Annotated in this window: 13 protein-coding genes; 8 read left to right on the forward strand and 5 right to left on the reverse strand. The window is 64.0% G+C overall.

What is annotated here, in order from left to right; all coding sequences use genetic code 11:
- Positions 1-58: 58 nt before the first annotated feature.
- A complete protein-coding gene (locus F0Q04_RS16195) occupies positions 59-1096 on the reverse strand; it encodes a TRAP transporter substrate-binding protein (protein WP_116924153.1) in 1038 nt (345 codons plus the stop codon).
- A gap of 508 nt (positions 1097-1604) precedes the next feature.
- The gene (locus tag F0Q04_RS16200; protein ID WP_116924154.1) at positions 1605-2768 is read right to left on the reverse strand and encodes a saccharopine dehydrogenase family protein; all 1164 of its coding nucleotides are present in this window, start codon (positions 2766-2768) and stop codon (positions 1605-1607) included.
- 250 nt (positions 2769-3018) lie between these two features.
- On the opposite strand from F0Q04_RS16200, the gene F0Q04_RS16205 reads away from it, so the two are divergent.
- Together F0Q04_RS16205 and F0Q04_RS16210 are read left to right on the forward strand one after the other, a co-directional pair.
- The gene (locus tag F0Q04_RS16205; RefSeq protein ID WP_116924155.1) at positions 3019-3378 is read left to right on the forward strand and encodes a hypothetical protein; all 360 of its coding nucleotides are present in this window, start codon (positions 3019-3021) and stop codon (positions 3376-3378) included.
- 272 nt (positions 3379-3650) lie between these two features.
- Positions 3651-6092, forward strand: coding sequence for a membrane-bound PQQ-dependent dehydrogenase, glucose/quinate/shikimate family (locus tag F0Q04_RS16210; protein ID WP_116924156.1), 2442 nt, complete (start codon positions 3651-3653; stop codon positions 6090-6092).
- A 205-nt stretch (positions 6093-6297) separates the two neighbouring features.
- On the opposite strand, the gene F0Q04_RS16215 is transcribed toward F0Q04_RS16210, so the two are convergent.
- Entirely contained in the window at positions 6298-6720 is a 423-nt protein-coding gene (locus tag F0Q04_RS16215; protein ID WP_116924157.1) for an acyl-CoA thioesterase, read from the reverse strand.
- Positions 6721-6964: 244 nt separating this feature from the next.
- On the opposite strand from F0Q04_RS16215, the gene F0Q04_RS16220 reads away from it, so the two are divergent.
- The 5 genes from F0Q04_RS16220 (at position 6965) to F0Q04_RS16240 (ending at position 12695) form a co-directional block, all read left to right on the forward strand.
- Positions 6965-8671 carry an electron transfer flavoprotein-ubiquinone oxidoreductase gene (locus F0Q04_RS16220; RefSeq protein ID WP_116924158.1) on the forward strand — a complete coding sequence of 569 codons (1707 nt, stop codon included), beginning with the start codon at positions 6965-6967 and terminating at the stop codon, positions 8669-8671.
- A gap of 211 nt (positions 8672-8882) precedes the next feature.
- Positions 8883-9563, forward strand: a complete 681-nt coding sequence (locus F0Q04_RS16225) for a lipocalin family protein (RefSeq protein WP_182342128.1) — start codon at positions 8883-8885, stop codon at positions 9561-9563.
- Positions 9564-9917: 354 nt separating this feature from the next.
- Positions 9918-10886 (forward strand): ABC transporter substrate-binding protein, encoded by a 969-nt coding sequence (locus F0Q04_RS16230; RefSeq protein WP_116924161.1) that lies wholly within the window; start codon positions 9918-9920, stop codon positions 10884-10886.
- A gap of 116 nt (positions 10887-11002) precedes the next feature.
- Positions 11003-11887, forward strand: coding sequence for an ABC transporter permease (locus F0Q04_RS16235; protein WP_021025995.1), 885 nt, complete (start codon positions 11003-11005; stop codon positions 11885-11887).
- Between the two features lie 13 nt (positions 11888-11900).
- Positions 11901-12695 carry an ABC transporter ATP-binding protein gene (locus F0Q04_RS16240; RefSeq protein WP_116924162.1) on the forward strand — a complete coding sequence of 265 codons (795 nt, stop codon included), beginning with the start codon at positions 11901-11903 and terminating at the stop codon, positions 12693-12695.
- A 65-nt stretch (positions 12696-12760) separates the two neighbouring features.
- Here F0Q04_RS16240 and F0Q04_RS16245 read toward each other — a convergent pair whose 3' ends face one another.
- Complete coding sequence (locus tag F0Q04_RS16245) at positions 12761-14215, reverse strand: MFS transporter (protein WP_182342131.1); 1455 nt, start codon at positions 14213-14215, stop codon at positions 12761-12763.
- Positions 14216-14303: 88 nt separating this feature from the next.
- On the opposite strand from F0Q04_RS16245, the gene F0Q04_RS16250 reads away from it, so the two are divergent.
- On the forward strand, positions 14304-14942 hold the full coding sequence (locus tag F0Q04_RS16250) for a helix-turn-helix transcriptional regulator (RefSeq protein ID WP_182342134.1): 639 nt from the start codon (positions 14304-14306) through the stop codon (positions 14940-14942).
- Positions 14943-15294: 352 nt separating this feature from the next.
- Here the strand turns inward: F0Q04_RS16250 and F0Q04_RS16255 are convergent, their stop codons facing one another.
- Positions 15295-16770, reverse strand: coding sequence for an MFS transporter (locus F0Q04_RS16255; RefSeq protein ID WP_182342137.1), 1476 nt, complete (start codon positions 16768-16770; stop codon positions 15295-15297).
- Positions 16771-16891 lie beyond the last annotated feature (121 nt).

The following is a 16891-nucleotide window of genomic DNA, read 5'->3' on the forward strand; positions in this document are numbered from 1 at the left end:
TTTTTGATCTCTGGTGCACCGGGGCAGGCATGCAGGCCCGCAGGCACATGCCAAGGGTTTACTTCTTGGGGAAGTAGTAGTTCAGCAAGGCGGCAGCACCATCGACACCGGCCTTGGACGACCACTCGCGGGCGAACTTCTCGCCCATCAAGTCCAGCGCACGGCGCAGCTCGTAGGACGGCTGGCTGATCTTGGTGCCATGCTCGACCAGCACCTTCTGCGCGGCATCGTCGGCATCCTTGGCCAACTGCCAGCCGCGCGCCTCGGCCTGCTTGGCGGCAGTGTCCAGCGCCGTCTTGGCGCCGTCGGTCAGGCCCGACCAGCTCTTCTCGCTCATCAGGATCAGGTTCTTCGGAATCCAGGCGCGCATGTCGATGAAGATGCCCATCGCGTTCCAGGACTGGCTGTCCACGCCGGTGGTGCTCGATGTCAGCATCACATCAACCTTGCCCGCCTGGATAGCCTTGGCCAGGTCATTGGCCGGGGTGTCGACCGGGGTCGCACCGGCGACCTCGGCAATGTACTTGGAGGCGACGTTGTTGACGCGGAATTTCTGGCCCTTGACGTCGTCGAGCTTGTTCACCGCCGTGCGCGAGAACAGGCCCTGACCCGGCCAAGGTGCGGTGTAGAGCAGGCGAATGCCTTGCTTTTTCAGCAGCGCCTCGATCGGCTCGCGCGTGGCCGCCCACAGGCGCTTGGCATCGTCAAAGCTGCGCACGATAAAGGGCAGCGAGTCGATGGCAAAGGCGGGGTACTGGTCGCTGAAGTTCGACATGAAGATCTCGCCGATCGCCAGATCACCCTTGCTGAGCGCAGGCATGACCTGGTTCATCGGCATCAGCTTGGCATTGGAGACCACCTCGATCTGCAGACCACCCTGGCTCAGGCCATTGGCTTCACGCGCAAACTGCGTCAGATTGCGGGTGTGGAACAGCGTGTCGGTATAGGCGCCGGCGCACTTGAGCGGCGTCGCTGCCGCGCTGGCGATATGCGGCAGCGACAAGACCATCCCCGAGCCTGCCGCCAGGCCCATGCGGGCCAGCACTTTGCGCCGGGACGGACTGGCAAGCGTTTCGTTGGAGTTGTGATCTGCCATATGACGATTCCTTGGTATCTGAGCCAGGCATTCCCATTCCCCAGGGTACTGCAGGCCGCATGTGTACTGAAAAGCCCCACAAAGAGCAAAACGCTGCCCGCAGCCGCATGACAAACCATGCGGCGCTTTCAGCAACCGTGCCATTCGATTTATTTGGTCACTAACGTCACAACTTGTGTGAGGAGCCGACGCAATCTATCTTGGCTTGCGCAACAAAGCAATCGCTATCGATCACCGCAGAGACATTGCTTGATACAAGTCATCTATCGCGCAGTACAGAAGTGGGCGATGACTAGCATTTAGTCACAGCACATACTTTCTGAAACTACAAAAATAATAGCTGCTTTCGTCCCCTTGCAGCGACGAAAGCAGCCATTTTTTAGCGGATAGATGTATGCACCCCACACCGGAGAGCGCCCGGTCGCCGGGCCTGTCGCCAGGCCTTTGCGCAGGAGTTGGCAGCCGCTCGCCGGGCGAGCTGCGAGGGGCGCGGCCCTGCCCTCAGTGCTCAGGCTGCCAGCGATGCATTCAGATCCTGCACGCGGTAGTACTGGCCAAAGCGGTTGGCCATGAAGTCCGCCAGCTCGATCGACTCTTGCGCGATAAAGCCCTTTTGCGGCAGCACACCGCTGGCCACCAGGTCCAGCGCGCAGCAGATGCCAGCAGCGGTGGTCAGCTGGATGGCAGTGAGTGCATGGCCAGCGACGGTGGTGCCCACGATTCGGGCCGAGTAGGACTCCTGCATCAGGCGCTCACCCTTGTAGCCGGTGGCGCTGGCAAAGACCACGATCACATCCTGGCGCGTGGCGGCAATGGCGTTGTCGAAGATCTCGTTGAGCAGCTCGCGCTTGTCACGCAGCTTGAGCTCGTTGAGCAAGATCTTCAAGATGGCGCAGTGGCCGGGGTAGCGGATGGACTTGTAGTCCACATTGCGCGCCTTGCCCGCCCAGGTCTCTGTCAAGGTGCCCAGACCGCCGCTGGTGTTGAAGGCCTCGTACTCGATGCCGTCCAGCGCAAAGGTCTCCAGACCTTCGAGCGCATGCACCGTCAGCGGCTGGCCATCCACCAGCGCTTCGCAGGGGTTGATGTACTCGTTGATCAGGCCTTCGGTGCTCCAGGTCAGGTTGTAGCGCAGGCTGCCCTGCGGGTAGCGGGGCAGCGCACCCACGCGCATCTTGAGGTCGTGCAAGGTGTCGAAATGCTTGGCCACGTCGTTGCCGACAATGCCGATAAAGCCGGGAGCCAGGCCGCACTGGGGCATCAGCACGCTGCCGGCCTTGGCGGCGATTTTGCGGATTGCGTGGGTGGACTGCACATCCTCGGTCAAGTCGAAGTAATGCACGCCATGGGCGGCAGCGATGCCGGCCACCTCGGTGGCCATGTGGAAAGGCAGCGCATTGAGCACGGCAAACTGACCCTGCACCGCAGGCAACAGGTCACCACCCTTGCCGATATGCACGGTCTCCAGGCCCAGCGCCGCAGCGGCCTTGAGCTGCGCCTTGGACTGGTCGGCAATGCGCAGCTGGTAGCCGCCGGCGGCCTGCAGCAGCACGGCCATCGCAAAGCCGATTTTGCCGGCACCCAAAATCGTGACTTTCTTGTCGCCGGCACCGGCCTTGGCGGCGCTGGAGGAGGAGGTTTGGGCGGTCTTTTTGCTGGATTTGTCGCTCATGTCAGGCTCTCTGATCAGGGTGGATGATGGACAAATGTTACAACCAAGCATTGTCAAAATGAATATATTAAAGCGTCATATTATTCCTTTTAACTAGTCATTTAGTCATATATTACATATCTATTGACGAAATATATGGTTTACCCTAGGTTCAAGCCCGCTTTATCCAGGGCTTCGCCAAGGCAGGCACAATGGGCGGCCTGCGCCTGCGCGCGCTCTACGCTCCTTCCTGCTGTTTTCTCCTCACACCATGGCCGATTCCGCATCCAACAAATTTCTTCGTTTTCTGCTGGCACGCGACATCCTCAAAGGCAAGTCGCGCGAAGACTTGTTGGCCAAGCTGGATGCGGCGGGCTTTAGCGGCGAGCACGCCGAGCTGTTCATTGCGCAGGCCGAGAAACGGGTGCTGGCACGCAACCGGCGTTGCGCGGTGATTTCGGCCGTGGTCGTGGCTGTGCTGCTGGGCCGGGTCATCTGGGGGCCCTATGCCCACAACCCCGACATGCAGCTGCTGCTGGGCGTGATGGCGGCCATCTTTGCAGCAGCGGGCTTTTATTTCTGGTTTATCGCGCGCTGGCAGGCGCCGCTGCCCAAGGCCGACGCTTCTTGAGCCTAATCGGGCCGACCGGATACCGGTCGCTGGGTCACACCACGCTGCACTGGTGTTTGCTTGCAAGTGCTGGGACTTAGCTCGCCGGCAAAAATTGCACCTACCGCCCTCCCCGGCTTTGCTCCGCGCCGATAATGCGCTGTCGCGGACATGACATAGATCAAGCCGCGCCTCTCTCCAGCCCATGCGATGGGCCTGCGAGGCTTTGCGGCCCAGGCCCGCCATCCGCCTACCCACGGCGATGCGGCGATTCGCATAACCTAATAGTGACAATGGATAAACATAACAAGCGACCCAGCCTGGCTTCCAAGGCCTGGCTGCTTTTCCTGGGCCTGTGCCTGCTGGCCTCAGGCCTGTTCTTTGCTATCTATGGCTACCAGTTGGTGGCACTGCAGGGTAGTTGGTACTTTTTGATCAGCGGTATTGCACTGATCCTCTCGGGCCTGCTGATTGCCGCTGCGCGCCCCGGCGGCGCCTGGCTCTATGCGCTGACCTTGCTGGCCACCGCCGTCTGGGCGCTGGCCGATGTGGGCCTGGATTTCTGGCCCCTGGTCTCGCGCCTGCTGCTGCTCGCCGGTATCGGCATTCTGGTGGCACTGTCCTTCCCGTTGCTGCGCCGCGCGCGCGGCCAGGCGCCCGGCAAGTCTGGCTCCACCGTGGTCGCAGGCCTGCTGCTGCTGACCTGCCTCGCTACCGTGGGCGGCATGTTCCTGCCCCACGCCTCGGTGTCGGCCAAATCGGATGCGACCGTGCTCCAACCGGTGGCCAAGGGCCAGGCAGCTGCCGACTGGGCGCACTATGGCAGCACGCCAGGGGGCACCCGCTTTGCGGCGCTGGACCAGATCACGCGCAGCAATGTCAAGGATCTGCAAGAGGCCTGGCGCTACCAGACCGGCGATGTGCCGGTGAGCCCTGGCGGCGGCGGCGCTGAAGACCAGCTGACCCCGCTGCAGATTGGCAACCAGGTCTTTGTCTGCACCCCGCACAACAATGTGATTGCGCTGGACGCCACCACCGGCAAAGAGCTATGGAAGACCGAGATCAATGCCAAGCAGAAAAAGTGGATGCGCTGCCGTGGCCTGGCCTATTTTGATGCGGCCCAGCCGCTCGGCCAGCCCAGCATGGCCGGCGCAACGCCAGTGCAGGCCGTGAGTGTGGCGCCCGGCGCCGCTTGCCAGCGCCGCATTCTGATGAACAGCGTCGCGCCCGAGCTGATCGCGCTTGACGCCGACACCGGCGCCTTCTGCGAAGACTTTGGCACCCATGGCCGCGTGGACTTGCGCAACGGCATGGGCAAGGGCGCCGACAAGGGCGAGTACTACCCCACCTCCGCCCCGACCCTGGCGGGCACCACCATCGTGATTGGTGGCCGCGTGGCCGACAACGTCAGCACCGACATGCCTGGTGGCGTGGTGCGTGGCTTTGACGTGGTGACGGGCGCGCTGCGCTGGGCCTTTGACCCGGGCAACCCCGAGGACCAGGCCGCCCCTGCCGACGGCAAGACCTATGTGCGCTCGACCCCCAATGTCTGGGCACCGATGTCCTACGACCCGCAGTCCAACACCGTGTTCATGCCCGTGGGCAGCGCAGCAGTCGACCTCTGGGGTGTGAAGCACACCGCGCTGGACCGCAAGTACGGCGCATCGATGCTGGCCGTCGATGCCAGCACCGGCAAGGAAAAATGGGTCTACCAGACCGTGCACGATGACCTCTGGGACTTCGATGTGCCGATGCAGCCCTCGTTTGTGGACTTCCCCGGTGCTGGCGGCAAGACCACGCCCGCGCTGGTGTTCGGCACCAAGGCCGGCCAGATCTTTGTGCTGGACCGCGCGACCGGCCAACCCCTGACCGCCGTTGAAGAGCGCCGCGTGCCCGCTGGCAAGATCGACGGCGAGACCTACTCGCCCACGCAGCCCTTCTCGGTGGGCATGCCCAATATCGGTGCCGATGACATGCGCGAATCCGACATGTGGGGTGCGACCCCGTTTGACCAGCTGCTATGCCGCCTGAAGTTCAAGTCCAAGCGCTACACCGGCCTGTTCACGCCACCGGGCACCGATGCCTCGCTGAACCTGCCCGGCTCGCTGGGCGGCATGAACTGGGGGGGCATCTCGGTCGACCCGACCAACAACTACCTGTTCATCAATGACATGCGCGTGGGCCTGGAAGTGCAGCTGATCAAGGCCGACCCGGCCGACGCCGGCGCCAAGTCCGACGGCAACGAGGCCGCTGCGATCACCAAGCCGGTGCCGCTCGATGGCACGCCCTACGCGATCAACGCCAAGGTGCGCTTCATGTCGCCGCTGGAGATCCCTTGCCAGAAGCCGCCTTTTGGCACGCTGACCGCCGTGGACCTCAAGACCCAGCAGATCGCCTGGCAAGTGCCGGTGGGCACCGTCAAGGACACGGGGCCCTTTGGCATCAAGATGGGCCTGCCCATCCCCATTGGCATGCCCACCATCGGTGGCACCATGGCCACGCAAGGCGGCCTGGTCTTTATCGCTGCCACGCAGGATTACTACCTGCGCGCGTATGAAACCGGCACCGGCCAGGAAGTGTGGAAAGCCCGCCTGCCCGTGGGCAGCCAGGGCACGCCCATCAGCTACCAGTCGCCGGTGACGGGCCAGCAGTTTGTGCTGGTCTCGGCCGGTGGCGCACGCAACTCGCCCGACCGGGGCGACTATGTGATCGCCTACGCGCTGCCGCGCCACTGATCTGCGCTGACCCGCGCGGATTCGCCCTGAGGTGTTCAGCCCGGTGCAAGACTTCCCGCCAGGGAAGGCTTTCACCGGGCTTTTTCATGTCTGCGCGCGATGCATCGCATGACGCCAGGTACCGGCCAACCTCAAAACTGCCACAGGTCTTGATTTGCTATATATTGCATAGCAAACCAGCGAAACGCAGCAAAATCCGGTGTTATCAGCCTTCCACCATGCCGCGCATCCAGCCGGGCAGATCCACCGCCTTCTGGCGCGCAAAATCCACCCACAGCACGGTGGCGCCGCCGCTGGCGTAGACCTCGCCGGGCGCATCCTGCCTTTCGATGTGGTACCAGGTCTCAAAGGCGGTGCGCGCCGCATCGCTGACATACATCTTGACGACGAGCTGGGCCGGGTACTCGATCTGCCGCAGGTAGTTGCAAAAGCAGTTGACGACCACCGGGCCCTGCCCCTCGCCATGGGGCGTGTCGCGCGAAGAGCGCAGCCACTCCACGCGCGCGCTTTCCATGTAGCGAAAATACACGGTGTTGTTGACATGGCCCAGACTGTCCATATCCCCCCAGCGAACGTCCATCACCGAGTCATGAACCCAGCGTTTGTGGTCAGGCAGCAAGATTTTCATAGACTGTCATCTTACGGTGAGGTGGCAGGCGTCCGCGCCCCAGCCTTGTCGCCGACTTTCACAGGCACAAAGCCCCTGTCTCAGAAATCAGAGCGGAGAAGCGCCCAAATCTAGGGCTAACCCTAGGATCAGGGCGGTTACCGCACTGCAACATCCTCATAAAATCCATGGCACTGCATGCAACCCAGGCTCAGATCTGCCGCATGCCTGCCACCCGCTTGAAAAGAATTTGTACGGAGCCCCGATGACCAACGAAGAAATACTGGCCCAATATGGTCCCCGCGAGTCGATGGAGTACGACGTTGTCATCGTCGGCGGCGGCCCAGGCGGCCTGGCCACAGCCATCCGTTTGAAGCAGCTGGCAGCGGAAAAAGGCAGCGATGTCTCCGTCGTCGTGCTGGAAAAAGGTTCGGAGCCTGGCGCGCACACCTTGTCGGGCGCCATCATGGATCCGCGCGCGCTGACCGAGCTGATCCCCGACTGGAAAGCCAAGGGCGCGCCTTTGACCCAGCCGGTGACCGAAGACGCGATGATTTTCCTCAGCGAAAAATCCGGTCTGCGCACCCCCAACTGGCTGCTGCCCCCTTGCTTTCACAACGAAGGCAACTACATCGTCCAGCTGGGCTTTGTCGTCAAATGGCTGGCCGAGCAGGCCGAGGCCCTGGGCGTCGAGATTTTCCCCGGCTTTGCCGCCGCTGAAGTGGTCTATAACGACGACGGCTCGGTCAAGGGCGTGGCCACCGGCAACATGGGCGTCGGCAAGAACGGCGAGCCCACCGGCGAGTTCCAGCTGGGCATGGAGCTGCATGGCAAATACACCATCTTTGCCGAAGGCTCGCGCGGCAACCTGGGCAAGCAACTGATCGCCAAGTTCAAGCTCGACGAAGGCAAGGACCCGCAGACCTATGGCCTGGGCGTCAAGGAATTGTGGGAGATCGATCCCCAGCGCCACCAGCCCGGCTTTGTGATGCACACCGCCGGCTGGCCGATGAACAACGACACCTATGGTGGCGCCTTCCTCTACCACCTGGACGACAACAAGGTCACCTTGGGCTTCATTACCGGTCTGGATTATTCGAACCCCTACCTGTCTCCGTTCGAGGAGATGCAGCGCTGGAAGACCCATCCCAACATCCGCTACTACCTCGAAGGCGACGAGTCCAAGGGCATCAAGCCGGCCAAGCGCATTGGCTATGGCGCGCGCGCCATCACCGCCGGCGGCCTGATGAGCCTGCCCAAGACCGTGTTCCCCGGTGGCGCGCTGGTGGGCTGCGATGCCGGTTTCCTGAACGTCAGCCGCATCAAGGGCAGCCACGCCGCGATCAAGACCGGCATGCTGGCCGCAGAAGCGGCCTTTGAGGCGATTGCCGCGGGCCGCCAGGGCGATGAGCTGAGTGCCTACCCTGCCGCTTTTGAAAAGAGCTGGCTGTACGACGAGCTCAACAAGAGCCGCAACTTCAAGAGCTGGTTCAAGAAGGGCCTGGTCACCGCCTCCATCATGAATGGCCTCGAGCAGTTTGTGCTGCGTGGCAACATGCCCTGGACCCTGCACCGCGACAAGCCCGACCACGCCTACCTCAAGCCCGCGTCGGAATGCAAGCCCATCGTCTACCCCAAACCCGATGGCAAGCTGACCTTTGACCGGCTCTCGAGCGTCTTCATCAGCGGCACCAACCACGCCGAGGACCAGCCCGCCCACCTGACCTTGAAAGATGCCAGCGTGCCGGTGCAGATCAACCTGGCCCAGTACGCCGGCCCCGAGCAGCGCTACTGCCCGGCAGGGGTCTATGAGTTCGTGGCAGATGAAAGCCAGGGCGGCAACGCCCAGCGCCTGCAGATCAATGCGCAAAACTGCGTGCACTGCAAGACCTGCGACATCAAGGACCCGACCCAGAACATTGTCTGGGTCACGCCCGAAGGCGGCGGCGGCCCCAACTACACGGGCATGTAAACACCGCCGTTAGCACTGCTTCTTGCGGGTTTCCATGGCAGGGCAAACACGGGCCGGCCCGCGATCGATTGCCGAACTTGGCCGACAAGCGCGCCCTGACGGGCGTGCAGACAATGGTCCTATGTTTGTCTGGTCACGCTTCCCACGCCTTTCAGTTCAACCCAGCCCCTGCCAGGGCCGGGTGCCGGCGGGCAATGCTCGGACCCATCCTTTGCTCCAGCTGGTAAGCGCACTGCTGGCCGGCGTGCTCTGGGCCGGTGGCAGCATGGCCACCCCCGCGGCGGATGCGGCGCCCGCTGCATCCAGCAAACGCGCCAAGCGCCCCCCTCCTGCTGCGGCACCCAAGGCTGCCGCGCCATCGCATGCTGCGGCGGTGGCCCCTGCCCCTGCCCCCCTGGTATCGGCTGCCAACCTCGATCTGGAGCGCTTCATGGGCCTGTGGTACAAGGTCGCCAAGGTCGAGGAGCCGCAGGACGCGCTGCGCACCCGGGAGCGCTATGAGTTTCTGCAGCGCTACGACGGTGGCGTGCGGGTGATAGCGACCTCGTACGACCCCCTGTCCAACCGCTGGGACCGCCGGCAGGATTACATGGCGCCGGTCGATGCCAAGGGCGCGGCGCTGAGCAGCCACTACCAGTTGCCGATACCCGTGCATTTCAGCATCAGCCGCTTCGGGCCCTTTGGTGTCAGCTACTACGTCGTGGCGCTCGACCCTTACTACCAATGGGCGATGGTGGCCGGACCCGGCCCCAGATCCTTTTCGATCTTGAGCCGCCGCAGTGAGCTCGAGCCGGAGATGCGCACGTCGCTCGAGCAGCTGGCGACGCGCCAAAACCTGCTCAAGGCCGCCTTGCAGTGGGCCGGCCCCGATCAGGAATCTGCGCCTCGGTGATTACCCGCAGTGCGGGAAATCGCCGCATGCTGGCTTTGCAGCAGGCCAAATTCCACGCACAGTTTTATTGCCACAGCGCTGCATATTTCTCAGCCAAACACATTTTTATTGATCAAAAATACTATTTTGAGAAATATTACTGCGATCATGTGGCCACTTGCGCAAGCCAGCACAGCTTTTCAGGCAGGGCTGCAACTAGGGCAATCCCATAGATCACAAATGTGTCATCCCATGGGTGCTGGAGTGTAGACTGCTGCTACCTGTTTGCCACCTGTTGTTACTGGGGCAGATGAAGCGGTAGTGGCTCTGGGGCACTACCGCAGGCTATTCAACAAACCTGGCGGAGATATACGCATGAAGAAATTGGCTTGGGCCCCCTTGGGCGCAGTGGCACTGGCAATCGCGGCCATCGCGCCCGCACAGGCAGCAGACCAGAAATCTGTAGCTGTGACGGCCATCGTGGAGCACCCTGCGCTGGACGCAGTGCGCGACGGCGTCAAGGCGGCACTCAAGGCCGAGGGCTTTGAAGAAGGCAAGAACCTCAAGTGGCAGTACCAAAGCGCCCAGGGCAATCCTGGCACCGCCGCGCAGATCGCCCGCAAGTTTGTCGGTGACAAGCCCGATGCCATCGTGGCCATCGCAACGCCTTCGGCACAAGCCGTGGTGGCTGCCACCAAGACCGTGCCCGTGGTGTTCTCCGCGGTGACCGACCCCGTGGCCGCCAAGCTGGTGCCCAGCTGGGAGCCATCGAAGAACAACGTGACCGGTGTCTCCGACCTGCTGGCGCTGGACAAGCAGATGGAACTGCTCAAGAAAGTGGTGCCCAACGCCAAGCGCGTGGGCATGGTCTACAACCCCGGTGAGGCCAACTCTGCCGTGGTGGTCAAGGAACTCAAGGAGCTGCTGCCCAAGATGGGCATGACCTTGGTCGAAGCCGCAGCGCCCCGCTCCGTCGATGTCTCCAGCGCAGCGCGCTCGCTGGTGGGCAAGGCCGATGTGATCTACACCAACACCGACAACAACGTGGTGTCGTCCTATGAAGCGCTGGTCAAGGTCGGCCAGGACTCCAAGCTGCCGCTGGTCGCCTCGGACACCGATTCCGTCGCCCGTGGCGCCGTGGCAGCCCTGGGTATCAACTACCGCGATCTGGGCGAGCAGACCGGCCGCATGGTGGCCCGCATCCTCAAGGGTGAAAAGCCCGGCGACATCAAGACCGAAGTCTCGAGCAAGATGGAGCTGCATGTGAACCCCGGTGCCGCCGAAAAGCAAGGCATCAAGCTGTCCGACGAGCTGGTCAAGTCGGCTGCCAAAGTCATTCAGTGATGGATGCCGCCTCACCTGTGGCTGTGCAACCCGCACAGCGCAGGGGGTGACAAGACGCAGCCCCGCCAGAAGCGGGGCTTGTTTGTTATCCGGACTAGCTCTGATAAGAAAACTCCATGACCTTATTTTCATTTTTGGGAGCCATCGAGATCGGCCTGATCTTTGCGCTGGTCGCGCTCGGTGTGTTCATCTCCTTTCGCCTGCTGCGCTTTCCTGACCTGACGGTCGATGGCAGCTTTCCCTTGGGCGCCGCCGTCTGCGCGGTGATGATCACCGGCGGCTACAGCCCCTTTCTGGCCACCATCGGTGCCACCTTGGCTGGTGCGGTCGCTGGCCTGATCACCGGCTGGCTCAACGTCAAGCTCAAGATCATGGACCTGCTCGCCTCCATCTTGATGATGATCGCGCTGTACTCGATCAATCTGCGCATCATGGGTGGCCCCAATGTGCCGCTGATCAACGACCCCACGCTCTTCAACCAGCTGCAACCGGCCGGCATTGAAGACTATGTGTTCCGTCCGCTGCTGATGTGCGCGATTGTGGTGCTCGCCAAGCTGGCGATGGACTGGTTCTTCCTGACTGAGCGGGGCCTGGCCATTCGTGCCACCGGCACCAATGCCCGCATGGCCCGCGCGCAAGGCGTCAACACCGGCGGCATGATCTTGCTGGGCATGGCGGTCTCCAACGGCCTGGTCGGCCTGGCCGGCGCGCTGTTTGCGCAGACCCAGGGCGGCGCCGACAGCTCGATGGGCATCGGCACCATCGTGATCGGTCTGGCAGCAGTGATCGTGGGCGAGTCCATCCTGCCTTCGCGCAAGCTGATTTGGGCCACCTTGGCCGTGGTCCTCGGCGCCATCGTCTACCGCTTCTTCATTGCGCTGGCGCTCAACAGCGACTTCATCGGCCTCAAGGCCCAGGATCTGAACCTGGTCACCGCCTTGCTGGTCACGATCGCGCTGGTCATCCCCCAGCTCAAACGTCGTTTTGCGAAAAAGCACTGACAAGGAGAGAGACATGCTGAGCGCAAAAGACCTCAAGATCACCTTCAACCCCGGCACCCCGATCGAAACCCGCGCGCTGCGCGGCATGGCGCTGGATATTCCCGCCGGCCAGTTCGTCACCGTCATCGGCTCCAACGGCGCGGGCAAATCGACCTTTTTGAACGCCATCTCCGGCGACCTGATGGTCGACTCGGGCAGCATCGTCATTGACGGCGAAGACATGACGCGCAAGCCCGTCTGGGACCGCGCGCACAAGGTGGCCCGCGTGTTCCAGGACCCGATGGCCGGCACCTGCGAAGACCTGTCGATCGAAGAGAACATGGCCCTGGCGCATGAGCGCGGCAACTTTCGCGGCCTGTCCAAGGCCGTCAAGCAAGCCAACCGTGCGCTCTACCGCGAAAAGCTCGCCACGCTGGGCCTGGGCCTGGAAAACCGTTTGACCGACCGCATCGGCCTGCTCTCGGGCGGCCAGCGCCAGGCCGTCAGCCTGCTGATGGCAGCGCTCCAGCCTTCGCGCATTTTGCTGCTCGACGAGCACACCGCTGCGCTCGATCCGCGCACCGCCGATTTTGTGCTCAAACTCACCGCCCGCATCGTCGAAGAAGGCCAACTGACCACGATGATGGTCACCCACAGCATGCGCCAGGCGCTCGATGTGGGCGACCGCACCGTGATGCTGCACCAGGGCCAGGTGGTCCTCGATGTCAGCGGCGAGGAACGCGCCAAGATGGACGTGCCCGATCTGCTGCAGATGTTCGAGAAGGTGCGCGGCGAAAAACTCGCCGATGATGCGCTGCTGCTGGGCTAAACAGCCGCTCCTGCACCGCCACAACAGCGGAGACCACGCAGGTGGCTCCGCTGTTTTTTTATGCCTCAGAGCGCTGCAGCACGGCGCAAAAATCGCCGCAGTGACCAGGCCGCTAATGCAGGGAACAGCGCAAACACGGCAAACAACCAGAGCGCCGAGCGGCCCAGCGCTGCCGGGTCGCCCAGCGCGGTCAACCCCAGCGCATTGGCCACCAGGCCCACCAGCGCTGCGCCCACTGCCATGCCATAGAGCTGCACCATCGTGATGCCCGAGGCGGCGCTGTCGGCCTCCTGGGCACTGGCGCTGTGCATGATGGCATTGAGCACATGGGGCCAGGCCATGCCCACCCCCAGACCGAGCACAGCCAGCGCCAGGCCGCAGACCACCAGCGCCGCCTGGCCCTGCCAGGGCATGGCCAGCGCCAAGGCCACCAGGGCCAACGTGCACAGCACCGGGCCGATCAGCATCAGTGCCCTGCCGGCCCGGCCACTTTTGCCCGAGAACAACACCGACGCCACCGACCAGCCGCCGGCGAGCAAAGCCGTCACATAGCCCGCCGTCAGCGGTTGCAAGCCATGCAAGTGCTGCAGCAGATAGGGCACAAACACCTCCGTCATCGTCCCCACCAGCAGCAGTGCGATGGCGGCGTACAGCATGCCCAGCGGCTGGCCGAGCGCCGTGCTGCCCTCGGGCAGCAGGCGGCGGCTGGCGCGGCGCTCATGCCAGATCGCAGCCGCACCGGCCAGCAAGCCTGCCGCGCCCAGCAGCCATTGCCAGAGCGGTGCAGTCACCACACTGGCCGCCGCCACCAACAGCACCGACAGCGCCAGCAGCACAATCTGCAGCCCGGCAATGCGGCCGTCCTGCGCGGGTGTGCTGCGCAGCAGGCGCTGCGGGGCCAGTTGGTGCTGCACCAGCAGCATTTGCAGCACTAGCGAGGGCAACAAGGCGCCAAAGGCCAGCCGCCAATGGCCGGCCTGGGCGAACAGCCCGCCTACCGCCGGGCCGCTCAGGGTGGCCACGCCCCACATCGCCGAGATCAGCCCAATCGCACGCGGCCACAGCGCGGGCGGAAACACCAGCCGGATCAAGGTGTAGCTCAGCGCACCCACTGCCCCGCCCCCCAGGCCCTGAACTGCCCGGCCCAGCAGCAGCATCGGCATGGACGGCGCCATCGCGCACAGCAGGCTGCCCAGGCTGAACACCAGCAGGCCTGCGAGCATGGCACCCCGCGCGCCCCAGCCGGCCAGCATGCGCACCGCCAGTGCAGCGCCGATGATGGAGGCCACGACAAACAAGGTGGTGCTCCAGGCATACCAGGCCAGGCCGCCGATCTCCTGCACCACCGAAGGCAGGATCGTGGTGACGATGTGCACATTGATCGCATGCATGGCCACCGCGCCGGTCAGCGCCAGCGCCTTGAGGCCATGGGGCCGGCCCAGCAGCTGGGCCCAGCCGGCAGGCGCTTCGGGCACGGGCGCGGCGCCTGTGGTGAGGGGTGATGAAGTTGAGGATGCCATGCCATTCCTGGTTGTGAAATAATGCAAGTATTGTCTTTGATAATCCCACGCTCTCAGCAATAAAACAAGCTATCACTTGTATAAATAAATGCCATCGCTCCCCATCGACCCCTCGTCCACCATGCGCATGCTAGAAGCCCTGAAGCGCCAGGCCCCCGCCAGCACCGCCGACTTGGCGCGCACGCTGCAGATGACGGCCGAGGCCGCTCGCCAGCAGATCAACAAGCTGGCTGACCAGGGCCTCGTGCAGGCCGATCTGCAAAAACCGGCGGGCGCGGGCCGGCCGCGCCAGCTGTGGACCTTGACGGCTGCGGGCCAGCGTTACTTTCCCGATGCCCATGCGCAACTCACGGTGCAGCTCATTGGCGCCATCGAAAAGCTCTTTGGCCAGCAGGGCATGGACGGCCTGATCAGCGAGCGCGAAGCGCAATCACGCAGCCGCTACCGCCAGGCCTGCACCGCCCCCGGACTGCCCGAGCGCCTGGCGCAGCTGGCCGAGGTCCGCACGCAAGAGGGCTATATGGCCCATGTCGAGCCCCACCCGCAAGGCTGGCTGCTGGTGGAGCACCACTGCCCCATCTGCGCTGCGGCACAGAGCTGCCGGGGCTTTTGCCGTTCGGAGCAGGCGCTGTTCCAGGAGGTGGTCGCAGGCTTGGCTACGTTGGAGCGCAGCGAATACCTGCTCGACGGCGGCCAGCGCTGCGTCTACCTGGTGCAGCCGCTGTAAGAACCTGTTCAAAGTCTCCTCGCGCCGCGACAGTGTCTTTGCGAGATGGGATGCGAGGGGGGCGCCCAGCCGCGCAATACCGCCGCAATAGCCCAGCTATTGCGAGGATTTGCAACGACGCAGACCTCCCCTGCCCGGTCGGCCCTCGCCGGGTGCCCCTTCCCGGGCAGCGCAAAGCCACTGTCCCGAAGGGTTGGAGTGAAATCGGGCGATTTCTGCGCGCTGGCCCTTGCTTGCACCCCGGTGCAAGCTGCGTTCCATCCCTTCGAACTCATCCCGATTGCACTCCAACGCGGCTGCGTAGAGACTTTGAACAGGTTCTAAGGCCGCCGCCTGACGCAGCGCAGCTGGCTCAGGCGCAAGCCGCTGCTTCGCCATCCTCCTGGGATGCACTGCGGGACTGGGTCTGCGGCTTGGCCATGCGCAGACATACCAGCCAGGCCAGCAAGGCCAGGCCCGCGGCACCCCAGAGCGCATGCTGCAGGCCCCGGGCATTGGCCTGGCGGATGGTCTCAGCGCCAGCCCCTTCCAGCCCAGCCAGCGGCGCGGCCGCCAGCATCACCAGCAAGGCCAGGCCCAGCGCCGCGCCCACCTGCTGCGCGGTGGCAGCCACACCGGACGCCACGCCTTGGCGCGCCGGCGCAATACCCTGGCCCACGAGCACCCACATGCCGGTCCAGCTCGCACCCTGGCCCAGGCTCATCACCACAAAGCCGGGTACCAGCCCGGCATAGTTGCCGGCCAGCGGCAGCACCGCAGCTATCCAGACCATGCCCAGCACTCCGGCGGCCCAGCCCCGCAGCAGCACGCTGCGGGTGCCCTGCTGCGCCAGGCCGCGCTCGGCCAGGCGTATGCCCCAGGTGCACACCGCCGTCGGCAGCACAAAGGCCAGGCCGGCCTGCAGCGGGCTCCAGCCCAGCACCTGCTGAAAATACAGACCCAGAAAGTAATACTGCACGCCGTAGCTGCTCATGAACAGCATGGCCAGCAGCATGCTGGTCTGCAAGCTGCCCACCCGCAGCATGGCCAGCGGCATCAGGGGCGCAGCCACCCGCGCTTCGGTGCGCCAGAATAGACCGAGCGCGGCCAGCGCCAGCAGCAGCAGGCCCAGTGTGCGCCCGTCAGCCCAGCCCCATTGCGGGCCCTGCACCAGCAGCGCCACCCAGGCGCTGGTACCGACGGTCACGCTGATGCAGCCCAGCAGGTCAAAGCGGCGCTGTGCAGCCGGCACTGCTGGCATCGCAGGCAGGTAGCGGCCAGCGGCGAGCGCGCAGGGCCAGGCAATCGGCACCAGCACCCACAGCACCCAGTGCCAGCCCAGGGTCTGGGTGAGCAAGCCGCCCAGCAAGGCGCCAGCCGCCAGGCCGCCGGCACTGGCCATGCTCCACACGGCCAGCGCACGGTTGCGCGCAGCGCCTGCGGCATACAAGGTATTGATCATCGACAAGGTGGCCGGGAACAGCAGCGCCGCTGCCACCCCCTGCCCGGCACGCGCCGCCACCAACTGCCAGGGCAGATGCGCAAAGCCGCCAGCCAAGGAGGCCAGGCCAAACAGCGCCATCGCTGCCACATACATGCGGCGCTGGCCCAGCAGATCAGCGCAGCGCCCGCCCAGCAGCAGGCAGCCGCCAAAGGCCACGCTGTAGCCGCTGATGACCCATTGCAGGTGGCGGGCATCGAGCTGCAGCTGCTGGCCCATGGCATCCAGCGCGACAAAGACAATCGTCGCGTCGAGCGCAATCAGCAGTTGCGCAAACGACAGCAAGGCCAGCGCGGCGCGCGGATGGCGCAGCAAAGCAGGCTGGCGCAGGGGTTCTTCAAGGGTCACGTCATCACTCCGACAAGGGAAAAAGCATGCGGCGCGGTCTGCGCGCAGAAAACCTGCAGCACTGGGTGCCTGCAGGCGGGTGATGACCGGTCATGGCGCCATGGTATTTAAATCAATAACG

It is taken from the genome of Comamonas koreensis, from assembly GCF_014076495.1.
Taxonomy (GTDB): Bacteria; Pseudomonadota; Gammaproteobacteria; order Burkholderiales; family Burkholderiaceae_C; genus Comamonas; species Comamonas squillarum.

Coding starts and splice junctions, on each gene's coding strand:
- F0Q04_RS16195 (WP_116924153.1), bottom strand. CDS start 1,096: ATGGCAGATCACAACTCCAACGAAACGCTTGCCAGTCCGTCCCGGCGC.
- F0Q04_RS16200 (WP_116924154.1), bottom strand. CDS start 2,768: ATGAGCGACAAATCCAGCAAAAAGACCGCCCAAACCTCCTCCTCCAGC.
- F0Q04_RS16205 (WP_116924155.1), top strand. CDS start 3,019: ATGGCCGATTCCGCATCCAACAAATTTCTTCGTTTTCTGCTGGCACGC.
- F0Q04_RS16210 (WP_116924156.1), top strand. CDS start 3,651: ATGGATAAACATAACAAGCGACCCAGCCTGGCTTCCAAGGCCTGGCTG.
- F0Q04_RS16215 (WP_116924157.1), bottom strand. CDS start 6,720: ATGAAAATCTTGCTGCCTGACCACAAACGCTGGGTTCATGACTCGGTG.
- F0Q04_RS16220 (WP_116924158.1), top strand. CDS start 6,965: ATGACCAACGAAGAAATACTGGCCCAATATGGTCCCCGCGAGTCGATG.
- F0Q04_RS16230 (WP_116924161.1), top strand. CDS start 9,918: ATGAAGAAATTGGCTTGGGCCCCCTTGGGCGCAGTGGCACTGGCAATC.
- F0Q04_RS16235 (WP_021025995.1), top strand. CDS start 11,003: ATGACCTTATTTTCATTTTTGGGAGCCATCGAGATCGGCCTGATCTTT.
- F0Q04_RS16240 (WP_116924162.1), top strand. CDS start 11,901: ATGCTGAGCGCAAAAGACCTCAAGATCACCTTCAACCCCGGCACCCCG.
- F0Q04_RS16245 (WP_182342131.1), bottom strand. CDS start 14,215: ATGGCATCCTCAACTTCATCACCCCTCACCACAGGCGCCGCGCCCGTG.
- F0Q04_RS16250 (WP_182342134.1), top strand. CDS start 14,304: ATGCCATCGCTCCCCATCGACCCCTCGTCCACCATGCGCATGCTAGAA.